Annotated in this window: 13 protein-coding genes; 4 read left to right on the top strand and 9 right to left on the bottom strand. The window is 55.7% G+C overall.

Features of this window, described 5'->3' with window-relative positions; genetic code table 11:
• The first annotated feature begins 41 nt into the window (after positions 1-41).
• Positions 42-1,061, top strand: coding sequence for a tRNA 2-selenouridine(34) synthase MnmH (mnmH, locus tag AC1QQ2_RS07695; protein ID WP_479712708.1), 1,020 nt, complete (start codon positions 42-44; stop codon positions 1,059-1,061).
• Here the strand turns inward: mnmH and selD are convergent.
• Positions 1,048-3,204, bottom strand: coding sequence for a selenide, water dikinase SelD (gene selD / locus AC1QQ2_RS07690; RefSeq protein ID WP_479712707.1), 2,157 nt, complete (start codon positions 3,202-3,204; stop codon positions 1,048-1,050). The two genes, mnmH and selD, sit on opposite strands and share 14 nt — an antisense overlap.
• A 173-nt stretch (positions 3,205-3,377) precedes the next feature.
• Here selD and AC1QQ2_RS07685 point away from each other — a divergent pair, with 173 nt between their 5' ends.
• Positions 3,378-4,553 (top strand): acetyl-CoA C-acyltransferase family protein, encoded by a 1,176-nt coding sequence (locus AC1QQ2_RS07685; protein WP_479712706.1) that lies wholly within the window; start codon positions 3,378-3,380, stop codon positions 4,551-4,553.
• Here the strand turns inward: AC1QQ2_RS07685 and yaaA are convergent, their stop codons facing one another.
• The 7 genes from yaaA to AC1QQ2_RS07650 form a co-directional block, all read right to left on the bottom strand.
• Positions 4,554-5,327, bottom strand: a complete 774-nt coding sequence (gene yaaA / locus AC1QQ2_RS07680) for a peroxide stress protein YaaA (RefSeq protein ID WP_479712705.1) — start codon at positions 5,325-5,327, stop codon at positions 4,554-4,556.
• A 95-nt stretch (positions 5,328-5,422) separates the two neighbouring features.
• Positions 5,423-7,459 carry a DNA helicase RecQ gene (gene recQ / locus AC1QQ2_RS07675; protein ID WP_479712704.1) on the bottom strand — a complete coding sequence of 679 codons (2,037 nt, stop codon included), beginning with the start codon at positions 7,457-7,459 and terminating at the stop codon, positions 5,423-5,425.
• Positions 7,460-7,594: 135 nt separating this feature from the next.
• On the bottom strand, positions 7,595-7,774 hold the full coding sequence (locus AC1QQ2_RS07670; RefSeq protein WP_438986268.1) for a Trm112 family protein: 180 nt from the start codon (positions 7,772-7,774) through the stop codon (positions 7,595-7,597).
• A complete protein-coding gene (locus AC1QQ2_RS07665) occupies positions 7,771-8,397 on the bottom strand; it encodes an LON peptidase substrate-binding domain-containing protein (protein ID WP_105236045.1) in 627 nt (208 codons plus the stop codon). The genes AC1QQ2_RS07670 and AC1QQ2_RS07665 overlap by 4 nt, the downstream gene beginning before the upstream one ends.
• Positions 8,398-8,424: 27 nt before the next feature.
• The gene (locus tag AC1QQ2_RS07660; protein WP_479712703.1) at positions 8,425-9,324 is read right to left on the bottom strand and encodes a tetratricopeptide repeat protein; all 900 of its coding nucleotides are present in this window, start codon (positions 9,322-9,324) and stop codon (positions 8,425-8,427) included.
• An 81-nt stretch (positions 9,325-9,405) separates the two neighbouring features.
• Positions 9,406-10,194, bottom strand: coding sequence for an exodeoxyribonuclease III (locus AC1QQ2_RS07655; protein WP_479712702.1), 789 nt, complete (start codon positions 10,192-10,194; stop codon positions 9,406-9,408).
• Between the two features lie 182 nt (positions 10,195-10,376).
• A complete protein-coding gene (locus tag AC1QQ2_RS07650; protein ID WP_067547397.1) occupies positions 10,377-11,063 on the bottom strand; it encodes a response regulator transcription factor in 687 nt (228 codons plus the stop codon).
• Positions 11,064-11,227: 164 nt separating this feature from the next.
• Between AC1QQ2_RS07650 and ribA the strand changes: the two genes are divergently transcribed.
• Together ribA and AC1QQ2_RS07640 are read left to right on the top strand one after the other, a co-directional pair.
• Positions 11,228-12,301, top strand: coding sequence for a GTP cyclohydrolase II (ribA, locus tag AC1QQ2_RS07645; RefSeq protein ID WP_479712701.1), 1,074 nt, complete (start codon positions 11,228-11,230; stop codon positions 12,299-12,301).
• Positions 12,298-12,792 (top strand): L,D-transpeptidase family protein, encoded by a 495-nt coding sequence (locus AC1QQ2_RS07640; RefSeq protein ID WP_479712700.1) that lies wholly within the window; start codon positions 12,298-12,300, stop codon positions 12,790-12,792. Before ribA ends, AC1QQ2_RS07640 begins: the two co-directional genes overlap by 4 nt.
• A 3-nt stretch (positions 12,793-12,795) precedes the next feature.
• Here the strand turns inward: AC1QQ2_RS07640 and AC1QQ2_RS07635 are convergent, their stop codons facing one another.
• Positions 12,796-13,449, bottom strand: a complete 654-nt coding sequence (locus AC1QQ2_RS07635) for a YggS family pyridoxal phosphate-dependent enzyme (protein WP_479712699.1) — start codon at positions 13,447-13,449, stop codon at positions 12,796-12,798.
• Positions 13,450-13,461 lie beyond the last annotated feature (12 nt).

Below are 13,461 nucleotides of genomic sequence, written 5' to 3'. Positions count from 1 at the left end.
GACCTGAAATGCCCGTTGAATTTTCGTCCCTTACTGACCTAATGGCACACGGTTTTGACACCGTGATCGACGTGCGTTCCCCTGCCGAATACGCCGAGGACCACATCGCGGGCGCGATCAGTCTCCCAGCCATGTCGAACGAAGAACGAGCAATCGTCGGGACGATCTACAAACAAGAAAGCCCATTCAAAGCCCGCAAAATCGGCGCGGCAATTGTTGCCCGTAATGTGGCGCATCACCTTGAAACCGCCCTTTCGGACAAGGATGGCGGATGGAAGCCGTTGGTCTATTGCTGGCGCGGCGGACAACGTTCAGGGTCCGTAGCCATCATCCTCAAACAGATCGGATGGCGGGCGGATACCATCGCGGGTGGGTACAAGACCTACCGTCGCTTTGTATACAACGACATGTATGAGACCCAAGTCCCGCACAGCTTTGTGCTGTTGGATGGGAATACAGGGACAGCAAAGACCGATATTCTTAACCGTTTATCTGCGCACGGCATCCAGACCCTCGACCTCGAAGGGATGGCGCAGCATCGCGGCTCTATGTTGGGTGGTGTTGCGGGTGGTCAGCCTGATCAGAAAACCTTTGAGTCCCGATTGGCTTGCAAACTATCGACACTGGACCCAAACCACCCAGTCGTCGTCGAAGCCGAAAGCAGCAAAATCGGTCGCTTGAATGTGCCGCCGACAGTATGGGCCGCAATGTGCGATGCGCCTCGTATTGATATCGAAGCCCCTGTCGAAGAACGGGCGCGGTATTTACAGGGTGCCTACGCCGATGTCATTGCGGACACTGACCGCTTGACCGCTCTATTGCAGCCACTTCGGCAACATCGCAGCCATGCGACCGTCGATCACTGGGAAACCTTGCTACGGGGCGGTGACTTTACCGCGCTCGCAAAGGCTTTGATCGTCGATCACTATGATCCGTCCTACGCGAAATCCCGATCGGTGCATGCACCGACCGTTCTTGGCTCACTTCACAGCGACACCCTCGACGACATCGGACAGGTCAACTTGGCAGAGCGCGTGGCCGATATCGTCAAATCACTTTGATTGCTGGCGTGTCGGTGATCCGGCCAATAGCCGCAGCGCCATAACCACAGAGCTTCAATTTCCGCACCATTTCGTCAGCAAGATCAGCACGCACAGCAGCCAGCAAACCGCCCGAGGTTTGCGGATCGAACAATAGATCGAACCGCGGCCCTTGCGCCCCAAAGACGCCGCCAGCCCCCTCGCGATTTTCGTTCCAGAGAGTGGATTTCACACCAGCGGCGATCAGCTCTTCGGCGCCACGCAACACTGGCAGGTTCGCCAAGGTGATTTCTGCGCCAACGCCTGATGCTTCGCAAATACCAGACAAATGCCCTGCCAGACCAAAGCCTGTGACATCCGTCATCGCTCGCGCTTCGGACGCTAGGATACGGCTCGCGACAGCCTGTGGTTCAGCCATACGCTGATAGGCCGCCAATACATCGCGCCCCTTTGCGAGCCCACGCATTTCGGCGGCCAAAAGAACACCCGTTCCCAATGGCTTTGTTAAGATGAGAACGTCGCCCTCTTTTGCACCCTCAATCGTGCGCACGTCTCCTGTCGTGCGGCCTGTGATGGTAAAGCCGATGGTGAATTCTGATCCGACTGAGGTATGTCCCCCCGCGATGACCACGCCTACCCGCCCCATCACATCCGCCGCAGCCGAGGTAATCTCTACCATTGTGCGTTGCTGAAGCTCTGACGACATGCGTGGCAAGATCACAGACATCGTAGCAGCCTGAGGTTCCGCCCCCATCGCCCAAATGTCGCCCAGCGCATGGGTCGCAGCGATGCGCGTCATGAGATCGGGATCATGAGTAAAGGCTCTGAGATGATCGGTGGTCATAACGAGGGTCTCACCGCCGACTTCAATCACCGCTGCATCATCACCTTTGACATAACGAACGTCATCGCGGTCACTGCTGGGCAAATCGGCAAGGGCTGCACGCAATGCACTTCGTCCCACCTTGGACCCGCATCCAGCACACATCGGGACATCGCCCAAGACCGCGCGGACACCGTCAGCGACCAGTGCAGGCAACTTTGGCTGCGCCATTGCTGGCAAGTTATGGAATTTCTCCATGAACGTCGTATCGATGCGGTTTTTCCATGACCACAACAGCGGCCCCCGAACAGCCGTTCCAAGCTTTTCTGCTAGTGCGGATTTCTGGCCGAGAGAGATGAGCTTGAGGTAATCTTTCTGCGGTTGGTATCCTTTGAAGGTTCCACCCGACAGAGCGGCCCGAAGGTTATGGAACAGTACCGGCGCTTCACGAACGGCAAAAACACCCGCCTTTGGACGTGGCGAATGGGTGAGATAAGCACAATCGCCCGCCGCGAAAACGTGACTATCGCTCGACTGCAAGGTTGGCCCGACGCTAATGAACCCTTGATAAAGGTTCAATCCCGTCTCAGCGATCCAACCATGCGGGCGCGCGCCTGTCGCACCATTGGTAAAAGTAGACGGAACACGCGTGCCATCCTTTAGGACCACAGAATCCGCCGTCACCTCAACGACATCCGCGTTCTCGATCAGCTCGACACGCGCCTCTTTTAGCGATTTCAGCAGTTGAGACCGAGCCGTATCGCTAAATTCGGACAGCGCTGTGCCGCGATCAATCAGACGAACCTCTGCCGATTTGCCTCGCAGCGCATGCGCTATCGCCATAGAAAGTTCAGCGCCTGCAACGCCACCACCCAAAACCGCAACACGAGGCTTCTTGGCCTCTTTGCGATAGGCATCCCAACGCGCCGCAAATGTATCGAGCGGTTTTGCAGGAATACCATGTTCAGCAAATCCCGGCAGATCAGGCATCTCGGATGTGATCCCGATATCAATAGACGCGATGTCGTATGGTATCGGACCACGCCCCTTGAGGCTGATGGTCCGTCTACGCAAATCAATCCCAGTGGCTTTGTCCACGATGACACGAGCACCCGCAAATCGTGCCAGTTTGATCAGATCAATATCGAGTTCATCTTTGGAATAGTGGCCCGCCACAAACCCTGGCAGCATTCCAGAATATGGAGCCGTGGGCACAGGGTTAATCACCGTCACACGAACGCCAGGCAATGGGTTCATGCCCCACATCCGCAGAACGAGGGCGTGTGTATGTCCACCGCCGATCAAAACGAGGTCGCGGGTCAGAGGGATTTGATCGTGCATAATGGGTGACTCGTTCGCAGTTCGATTACCGATCCAACGAGACTGACATTTGGCCTCTCAACTGGCAACCGGACATCCCACCGCACCACCAACATTGATTTCCCGAAGTGACGGAACGTTTCACTGTTTTCCCACGTGACCATGAGTAACCTTCGCCCAACGGGAGGACCTCTATGACTGATATCGTAATTTTGGGCGGCGCACGGACCGCAATTGGCACATTCGGCGGTAGCCTCGCAGGCACGGCTCCAATCGACCTTGGCGCAATCGCAGCGAAAGCAGCTTTGGAGCGTTCGGGCGTCACCGGCGATCAGATTGGCACGACGGTCTTTGGCCACATCATCAACACCGAACCCCGCGATATGTATCTGTCACGCGTTGCTGCGATGCAGGCTGGCGTTCCTGAAACAACTCCCGCCATGAACGTGAACCGCCTGTGTGGGTCGGGCGTTCAGGCGATTGTATCGGCCACGCAGTCGTTGATGCTCGGCGATGCGGATTTCGCATTGGCTGGTGGCGCGGACTGCATGAGCCGCTCGCCCTACATCCTCCCCGATGCACGGTGGGGTGCAAAAATGGGAGACATTCGCGGCCTCGACATGATGGTCGGCGCACTAACTTGCCCATTCGGCACAGGTCACATGGGCGTCACCGCTGAAAACGTTGCGCGGGATTACAACATCAGCCGCGAAGACCAAGACGCTTTTGCCGCAGAAAGCCAACGCCGCGCATTGGCCGCGATGGAGGCAGGGTATTTCGACAGTCAGATTGTACCCGTCGAGGTGAAGGTAAAACGCGAAATAGTCGCCTTTACCCGCGATGAACACGCCAAACCGACCACCGTAGAAGCCCTCGCTGGCCTACGCCCCGTGTTCCAAAAAGACGGCTCTGTCACCGCTGGCAACGCAAGTGGCATCAACGATGGCGCCGCGGCAGTTATTCTTGCGCGCGCTGATGCGGCAGAAAAAGCAGGCCTCACGCCGAAATTCCGCATCGCGGGCTATGCGCATTCTGGCGTCGCACCAGAGGTCATGGGTATTGGCCCCATCCCAGCCGTTCGATCCTTGTGTGAACGTACTGGCCTTTCAATCGCGGACTTTGACGTGATTGAATCGAACGAAGCCTTCGCGGCCCAAGCCATCGCGGTGGCTCGTGAGCTTGGATTTGATGCGGCCAAGGTGAACCCGAATGGCGGCGCAATTGCTCTTGGCCACCCTGTCGGCGCGACGGGTGCCATTCTGACCGTCAAGACCATGTATGAACTCGACCGCATCGGCGGCCGCTATGGCCTCATCACCATGTGTATCGGTGGTGGCCAAGGCATCGCGCTGGCGATTGAGCGCCTCTGATCATTCCTCAGGATAGTCGCGGGAGAACACCAAGGTGTTGTCCTGCGACATCCCTGGATCAAAGGCATATCCACCTGTGTGGAACCCCTTAAGGTCCTCCACCTCAGTGATGCGGTTTTCAATGATATACCGCGCCATTGCACCCCGCGCCCTTTTAGCGAAAAAGCTGACAATCTTTGGCTTGCCGCCTTTGACCTCATAAAACTGGGGCGTCACCACACGCAGTTTCAGGGCCTTATTGTCCGCCGCATGGAAATATTCCTGTGAGGCACAATTGACCAAGACATCCGTACCAATAGCCTCCGCCTCAGCGTTTAGGCGCTTGGAAATTTGTGTGCCCCAATAGTCATACAAATCCTTGCCGCGACGCGTCTTGAGCTTGCTCCCCATCTCTAACCGATAAGGCTGCATGCCATCCAACGGACGCAGCAACCCATACATCCCCGAAAGTATCCGCAAGTGGTCCTGTGCCCAACGCAGTGCGTCTGGATCAAGGGTCTTTGCTTCCAACCCTTTATAGGTGTCCCCATCGAAGGCAAAAACCGCTGGCTTTACATTCTCGGGCTCTGGATCGGCGCTGTAGGCCTTAAACCGATCGCGGTTCAATTTCGCCAGATTGTCCGAAATCGACATCAGACCTTTCAGGTCTGACAGGGTCAGGTTCCGCGCAGCCTTGGCCAATCGCATCGCGTCATCAGGGAACATCAGGTCGGTCATTTCGGCCGAAACAGGTGACATATCCAAAGATTTAGCGGGGGAAACGACGATCAGCATTTATGGCTCCTTCTTGCAGAGGGGAACCTAGCACTCACCTCTCAAAACTAAAGAGGCCAAACGCAGTTAATCCCCTGCTCAAATGCACATGATTATCAGGATGCTTCTGACAAAACGCCCAAGAATGCATCCCCGAACCGTTTGGCATATTTCGCGCCGAGCACACGCTCCATCGTCGCCATGTCCCGAGGACGCATTTGCGCGACTTTCGCCAACAGTGATGCCGAACATGTCATCGGTTTACCCGTCCCATCCTCGCCTCGACTAAGATCGGCCTGCACTTCGAGCAGTCGATCATAGACCGATCCTTCGCTCCGCCCTGCCATCTTTCGACGGGCGGGATGCAGATGGGTCACCTCCCCTGCAATAACCGAAAGAAACGCATCACCGTAGCTCTGCAGTTTCTTCGCGCCTACACCGCTGATCTTTGCCATTTCATCTAGGCTCATCGGGCGCTTCTGCGCCATTTCGATTAGAGTGCTATCGTTGTAGATGATATACGCAGGCACACCCGCCGCCTCCGCCAATGCACGGCGCTTCGCCTTAAGCGCTGACAACAGCGGCGCGTCGTCCTCGCTCACCAGCATTTTGATCTTATTGCCAGTCTTCGCGGCCTTAATCGTATCGCGCCGCAGCTGGATCGTATCCTCACCACGTAGAATGGGGCGCGCTTTTTCGGTCATGCGTAAACCACCATGCCGTTCAGGATCAGGACGCAACAAATCATGCCCCATCATCTGCCGAAAAATCGCCTGCCATTCACGGCGACTATATTCTTTGCCGACACCATAGGTCGGCAACTGATCGTGTCCGCGCTGTTTGATCTTATCCAGCTCAGAGCCCAACAAGATCTCGATCAGATGCCCGGATCCATAGCTTTCCCCTGTCCGCAAAGCAGCAGACAGCGCCATCCGCACAGGCGTCGTTCCATCGAACACATCGGCAGGCTTGTCGCAAAGATCGCAATGACCGCAGGCCGTCGCCTCTTCGCCAAAATAGCCGAGCAGGGTTTTGCGACGGCATTCAAGCGCCTCGCACAGCCCCAAAAGCGCATTGAGACGCGCGTGATCAGCCATACGACGTTCCGGCGGCGCAAGACCCTCATCGATTTGCTGACGCCGGTAACGAATGTCATCGGGTCCAAAGAGCGTGAGTGTCTCAGCCGGTGCTCCGTCGCGGCCAGCACGACCGATCTCTTGGTAGTAAGACTCAATCGATTTCGGCAGGTCTGCATGGGCAACCCAACGGATGTCGGGCTTGTCGATCCCCATACCAAAGGCAACGGTCGCAACCACAATCAGTCCGTCTTCTTGTTGGAAGCGCCCCTCAACAACGCGACGGTCTTCCGCCTCCATCCCGCCGTGGTAATGACAGGCGGCATGCCCCGCCTCTCGCAGCGCTTGCGCGATGGTTTCCGTTTTGGCTCGCGTGCCGCAATAGACAATCCCAGACTGCCCTTTTCGCGCCGCCGCGAACGACAGTATCTGCTGGCGCGGTTGATCCTTCACGGCAAAGGCGAGGTGAATATTCGGACGATCAAATCCCCGCAGGAACGTAACAGGTGGAACGCCATCAAACAGCTTTTCAACGATTTCCGCTTGAGTCTCCGCGTCAGCCGTCGCGGTAAAGGCCGCAAGTGGCACGCCCAACGCCCGCCGCAACTCGCCAATCCGCAAATAATCTGGGCGAAAATCGTGGCCCCACTGGCTGACACAATGCGCTTCATCTACCGCAATCATGCTCACGCCAATGCGACGCAACATTTGCGGTACGCCGCCCGCGGCCAACCGCTCTGGCGCCATATACAAGAGCTTGAGACGCCCCTCTTCCAGCGCTTGCCAGACGGCATCGGTTTCTTCTTGAGTATTGCCAGAGGTCAGCGCGCCAGCCTCAACCCCAGCTTCACGTAGCCCTCGTACTTGATCGCGCATCAAGGCAATAAGTGGCGAAATAACGACGGTTACACCCTCGCGCACCAAGGCTGGAAGTTGGAAACACAACGACTTACCGCCGCCTGTCGGCATAATGGCAAGCGTGTTTTGACCCAGAGACACCGCCTCAACGATATCTTCTTGACCCGGACGGAACCCGTCGAATCCGAATACGTCGCGCAAAAGCGTGGCTGCGGTCATAAGATCAATTTCTGGCTGCTCGTTTTGCCTAAAGAATCACAAGCCCCGAGTCAGAGCAACCCCGCCCTGCCTTCGTGCTTGAAATATCCCGGGGTGAATTGGCCAAAGGCCAAGAGGGGCAGAGCCCCTTACGCCTCAGTCGATCACGCGAGCTTCATCAACCAGCATGACCGGAATGCCGTTTCGGATCGGATAGGCCAACTTCGCAGCGACCGAAATCAGTTCCTGACGCGCCGCATCATAGTCCAAACGGGTTTGCGTTTGGGGGCAAACCAAGGCTTCGATCATCTTCGGATCAAAAGTCATTTCGCTCATTGTAGCCTCTCTTCACCACCGCCATGCAAAGCGTAGCTGATCAAGGTGATCAACGTTTCCCGCCGTTGGGCCAACTCTGGCGCTTCTAACAACGCTTGTCGATCCTCGGGCTCAAAGGGGCATAACATCGAAAGCGAGTTGATCAAGAGCTCGTCTTCGGCATCTCGAATTCCGTCCCAATCGGTCGACAAACCTTTGTCATCGAAAAAGCGCTCCAGCAACGACAACAACACGTCTCGATCCATGTCTGGGTCGTGCTCTACGGGACCAAGATCCCTGCCAAAACCATCCCACGAGACATTAAACTTGCGGTAAGGTGTGAAGCCTTCGACCTCTTCGGCCAAACGGAACCGCGAAATGCCCGTAAGGGTGATCATATAGCGACCATCTTCGGTTTCGGAGAACGCGGTTAGACGCCCAGCGCAACCGATGCGATGCAACCCTCGCCCGCCATTTGGCTGGATCATTCCCAACAACCGCTCAGGCGTCTTCATCACATCCTCGATCATCGCAAGATATCGAGGTTCAAAGATGTGCAACGGGAGCTTTGCGCGTGGCAGCAACAAAGCTCCCGGAAGCGGGAATACCGGAATAGAAAGCGGCAGATCGGATGATGTCCTCATAACCCGCAAGGTAGGACGCTCCGTCCGTCAGGCAAATATCATCGACGACAAACGGCGGCGACCGTTCAGCACGATCGGATCATTTGGTTTCAACGCATCAAAAATCTGGAACATCTGGGCTTTGGCAGCGCCGTCATTCCATTCCCGATCACGACGGAACATTTCCAAGAGTTCATCTACTGCTTCGGCGACTTGGCCTGCCGCATGCAATGCCTGCGCGAGGTCCAAGCGAAGCTGCATATTATCAGGGTCTGCAGCAACTGCAGCACGCAGATCATCTACAGGACCTGCCTTTTCCGCCTGACGGGCCAATGCAATTTGTGCGAACGCTGCCTCGATTGGGGCTGACTTCGAAATGGACACAGGAACGCCGTTCAAGACGGCCTCAGCCTGATCAAGGTCGCCCATCGCAACATAACACCGCGCCAGACCACCAAAGGCAGCAGCATTTTCAGCTTCTTCACCAATAATCGCACCGAATACTTCAGCCGCGTCGGCAGCGTTGCCTTCGGTGAGCATATTTTCAGCTTCTTCCAGCGCAGCCTCTAGGCCCTCTGCACCGCCCAAAGAGGCTAGTTTCGAAACGAACTCTTGAATCTGGCTTGGTGGGATGGCACCTTGGAACCCATCAACAGGTTGCCCTTGGAAAAACGCATATACAGTTGGGATGGACTGAACGCGCAACTGGCCAGCGTAACCTTGATTTTCGTCTACATTGACCTTGACCATTTTCACGGCGCCGCCCGCCTTGTTCACCGCAGCCTCAAGCGCAGGCCCAAGCGTCTTACAAGGGCCGCACCAAGGCGCCCAGAAGTCTACGATGACCGGAACCTCTTTGGACGCTTCAATAACATCCTGCACAAAGGTTGCGTCGGTTGTATCAATGACCAGATCGCCAGTCGTTTTTTGTCCGCCAAGTTCGAGCATCATGCCCTCCTAGAATTCTGTTTGCCCTTATATGAGCAGCCTGTAACGGGAAGACAAGTTACATCCCGTTATTGAAATGTTTTAAATGTCGAAGGTCGCAAAAACTGGCGCGTGGTCACTGGGCTGTTCCCATCCGCGCACATCACGCCTGATCCGGCTGGAATGCGCCGCATTCGAAATATCGGGCGTTGCCCAGATATGGTCCAAACGGCGACCTTTGTCGGCTTCGTCCCAATCCTTCGCACGATAGGACCACCAGCTATAGAGCAGCCCCTCAGGAATATCCTGCCGCGTGATATCAACCCAACTCGCTGAATCTTGCACTTGAGCAAGGTGTTCAACCTCAATCGGAGTGTGGCTGACGATCTTCAACAGCTTCTTGTGATCCCACACGTCATCCTCACGCGGGGCAATGTTGAAATCACCAACGATCACCGTCTTTTCTGGTTTGGTCTTGTGAAAGTAATCCCGCATCTCGGTTAGATAATCGAGTTTCTGACCGAACTTCTCGTTCTTCTCACGGTCAGGTTCATCACCGCCCGCAGGGATGTAAAAGTTCTGGATCGTCACGCCGTTCTCAAGCCGACCTGCAATGTGCCGCGCATGATTGAGCGATGCAAAATCTTGGGCATCGGTTTCGAGGATCGGCATCTTTGACAAGATCGCCACACCGTTATAGCCCTTCTGGCCACGCGCGATCATGTAGTTGTAGCCAAGTGCCTGAAACGCTTCGAACGGGATTTTCTCGACAGGGCTTTTGCATTCCTGCAAGCAGAGCACATCTGGCATATCTTCAGTCATGAGCCGAGACACGAGAGCTTCGCGCAAGCGGACAGAGTTGATGTTCCAAGTGGCCAGCGTAAAAGTCATATCCGTCTCCATATTTCGGACAGATGTGTAGCGCGATCACGCGCCCACGACCACCAGTATCACGCAGAAAAAAGCCCCCGCGAAATGCGGGGGCAAGTCCAACAGGGAGGATGATGGCGTAACCCTGCCATCAAGGGAACGATTCAACCTATACGACATTTTGGTCGTATTTTATACTCAAATCAGGCGACCAACCGATATCCACCGCTTTCTGTGACCAAAAGGCGAGCATTGGATGGATCGGGTTCGATCTTCTGACGCAGACGATAGATGTGCGTCTCAAGCGTGTGGGTCGTGACACCCGCGTTATACCCCCAAACCTCGTGAAGCAGCACATCGCGCGGCACAACACCGTCTGTCGACCGATAAAGATACTTGAGGATGTTGGTTTCTTTTTCCGTAAGACGGACCTTTTTGTCGTCCTCGGTCAGCAGCAGTTTCTGCGCTGGCTTGAACGTATATGGCCCGATTTGGAACATAGCGTCTTCGGACTGTTCATGGGTGCGAAGCTGCGCACGGATACGAGCCAGCAGCACTGGGAATTTGAACGGCTTAGTGATGTAGTCGTTCGCCCCAGCGTCCAGACCTAAAATGGTGTCGCTGTCGGTGTCATGCCCAGTCAACATAAGGATCGGACATTTGACACCTTGCTTGCGCATCACCTTGCAAAGCTCGCGCCCATCGGTGTCAGGCAAACCTACGTCCAGAATCACGAGGTCGTAGATCCCTTCTTTGACACGGCCAATTGCGTCGTGGCCGTTGCCAGCCTCAAAGACGTCAAAGTCTTCGGTCATAATTAATTGTTCGCCTAGCGCTTCGCGCAGGTCATCATCGTCATCGACAAGCAAAATGCGTTTGAGTTGTGCCATAGCGTTTTTGGCCTCCATTCACGTCTGATTGAACATCTGTGACTTGGTACGCTTTAGGGCAAGGATTCCGACAAAAATTCACGCGGTCGTGTCGTAGAGAAGGGAAATGTTTCAATTCCCTTCAAATCACCCTAGTTAAGTCAAACAAAGCGAAGGTTTCGACGATGGGATTTGCACCCGATATTACAGAACGGCTAGCGCGTGCCCGTGCAGATTTACGCATGGGTGTTCCTGTTGTGCTGGAAAGCGGCGCTCTGGTTCTAGCGGCGGAAACATTAAACGCCGCCCGTTTGGCCGAGGTGAGGGCAATGGGTGCCGCCAGTATTGCGGTCACATCTCACCGCGCTTCGACACTCAAGGTCGCAGCCTACGACGGCGATCTGACACGTATCGCGTTGCCTGTTGATGCTGCGCTGACCTGGGTTCGTGGCATCGCGGATCCAGCTGATGACCTACGGCACCCCATGAAAGGCCCGCTCCACGCACGTCGTGAGGGTTCTGCAGAACCCGCCCGTGCGGCAATTGCCCTGACCAAAGCCGCTCGCTTGTTGCCAGCGGCGGTCATGGTGGACCTCCCCAATTCAACGAGCTTTGCGCAGGCCCACAACCTTACAATCGTCCCCGATTCCGCCGCTCTTGCCACCGATTTGTCGCCACTCGACCCGATTATCGCGGCCCGTATGCCGCTCGATGTTTCAGAAGCAGGTCGTTTGCACATCTTCCGCCCTCACGACGGCGCCGAAGAACACTATGCCGTAGAGATCGGCCAGCCCCCGCGAGACAAGCCCGTTTTGGCGCGCCTTCATTCCGCTTGTTTTACGGGCGACGTTCTCGGCAGCCTAAAATGCGATTGCGGTCCGCAATTGCGTGGCGCGTTGTCTCAGATGGGTCAAGAAGGCGCGGGCGTGCTCTTGTATCTCAATCAAGAAGGACGCGGCATTGGCCTCGCCAACAAAATGCGTGCCTACTCGCTACAGGATCAAGGCTTTGACACCGTCGAAGCAAATCACCGTTTAGGGTTCGAAGACGACGAACGTGATTTTCGCATCGGAGCAGAGATTTTGCGCCGCATGGGGTTCAGCTCGGTTCGATTGCTCACCAACAACCCTGCAAAAGTTGCACGCATGAACGATAGCGGGATTGAAGTCGTGGAACGCGTCGCCCTCAAGGTCGGCGAGAACCGCCATAACCACCACTACCTTGCAACGAAGGCATCGAAATCAGGACACCTCCTGTGACACCGCTCGATCTGGTCGTCGGCCCAACTGGGTTGCGTTTCATGAACCGCCATTTCGCCTGTAACATTGGGCGCGGCGGTGTCACTGACAACAAACGCGAAGGTGATGGCGCGACCCCACGTGGGCAACACCGCATTGTCGGCATGCTCTATCGCCCGGATCGGATCGCAAAACCGACTGACTGGGCCGTGCCGATAGGTCACGCTGATCTCTGGTCCGACGACCCCAACCATGAGGACTACAACCTCATGGTTCGCGCACCCTACCCCCATAGCCACGAAAAACTACGGCGCGCTGATCCGCTCTACGACCTCGTTCTGATTCTAGATTGGAACTGGCCCTACGCCGTCAAAGGACGCGGCTCTGCCATTTTCATCCATCAATGGCGCCGCCCCGTTTATCCGACCGAAGGCTGCGTGGCTCTGTCGCGGCGCGACCTGCATTGGATCGCACCCCGCATCAACTACCAAAGCCGAGTCTGTATACTATAGCCCTTAGCCGTAGTCGCGCTCACCAAAGATCGCCGAGCCGACGCGAACATGGGTCGCACCAAAGGCAATCGCCTTTTCAAAATCAGAACTCATACCCATCGAAAGCCCCTCAAGGTCGTTCCGTTCTGCAAACTTACGCAACAGCGCAAAGTGCATCGACGCTTCCTCGTCAGCTGGTGGAATACACATCAAACCTTTAATCGGCAGATCAAGCGCACGACATTCAGCAACAAAAGAGTCGACATCCGCAGGCAAGATCCCCGCCTTCTGCGGCTCCTCGCCCGTGTTCACTTGGATGAACAAATCAGGACAGGACCCGATCTCTTGAGCAATACGTGCAATCGCATGTGCCAGTTTCGGACGATCAACCGAGTGGATCGCATTCACCAACTCCATAGCCGCCCGAGTCTTATTGGTTTGCAACGGCCCAATCAGGTGCAAATCGATTCCTTCGAACTGTTCACGAAACGCAGGCCACTTTCCTTGCGCCTCTTGAACCTTATTTTCGCCAAAGACTCGCTGCCCTTCGCGCAAAACCGACTCCACTTTGGTATTGGGCTGTACTTTTGAGACAGCGATCAAAGTGACGCTTCCCTCTGCGCGACCACTTTCGGCCTCAGCTTTTGCAATGCGGTCTTTGATGTCAGACAAACCCATAACACGCTCCTG

This window comes from Aestuarium sp. (assembly GCF_023253315.1).
Lineage (GTDB): Bacteria > Pseudomonadota > Alphaproteobacteria > Rhodobacterales > Rhodobacteraceae > Marivivens > Marivivens donghaensis.
Note: the sequence above shows the minus strand (reverse complement) of the source record. Positions and strands in the feature narration are given on the sequence as shown.

Excerpts from the sequence above, each read along its gene's own strand:
- mnmH (WP_479712708.1), top strand. The coding sequence starts at position 42 with ATGGCACACGGTTTTGACACCGTGATCGACGTGCGTTCCCCTGCCGAA.
- selD (WP_479712707.1), bottom strand. The coding sequence starts at position 3,204 with ATGCACGATCAAATCCCTCTGACCCGCGACCTCGTTTTGATCGGCGGT.
- AC1QQ2_RS07685 (WP_479712706.1), top strand. The coding sequence starts at position 3,378 with ATGACTGATATCGTAATTTTGGGCGGCGCACGGACCGCAATTGGCACA.
- yaaA (WP_479712705.1), bottom strand. The coding sequence starts at position 5,327 with ATGCTGATCGTCGTTTCCCCCGCTAAATCTTTGGATATGTCACCTGTT.
- recQ (WP_479712704.1), bottom strand. The coding sequence starts at position 7,459 with ATGACCGCAGCCACGCTTTTGCGCGACGTATTCGGATTCGACGGGTTC.
- AC1QQ2_RS07670 (WP_438986268.1), bottom strand. The coding sequence starts at position 7,774 with ATGAGCGAAATGACTTTTGATCCGAAGATGATCGAAGCCTTGGTTTGC.
- AC1QQ2_RS07665 (WP_105236045.1), bottom strand. The coding sequence starts at position 8,397 with ATGAGGACATCATCCGATCTGCCGCTTTCTATTCCGGTATTCCCGCTT.
- AC1QQ2_RS07660 (WP_479712703.1), bottom strand. The coding sequence starts at position 9,324 with ATGCTCGAACTTGGCGGACAAAAAACGACTGGCGATCTGGTCATTGAT.
- AC1QQ2_RS07655 (WP_479712702.1), bottom strand. The coding sequence starts at position 10,194 with ATGACTTTTACGCTGGCCACTTGGAACATCAACTCTGTCCGCTTGCGC.
- AC1QQ2_RS07650 (WP_067547397.1), bottom strand. The coding sequence starts at position 11,063 with ATGGCACAACTCAAACGCATTTTGCTTGTCGATGACGATGATGACCTG.
- ribA (WP_479712701.1), top strand. The coding sequence starts at position 11,228 with ATGGGATTTGCACCCGATATTACAGAACGGCTAGCGCGTGCCCGTGCA.
- AC1QQ2_RS07635 (WP_479712699.1), bottom strand. The coding sequence starts at position 13,449 with ATGGGTTTGTCTGACATCAAAGACCGCATTGCAAAAGCTGAGGCCGAA.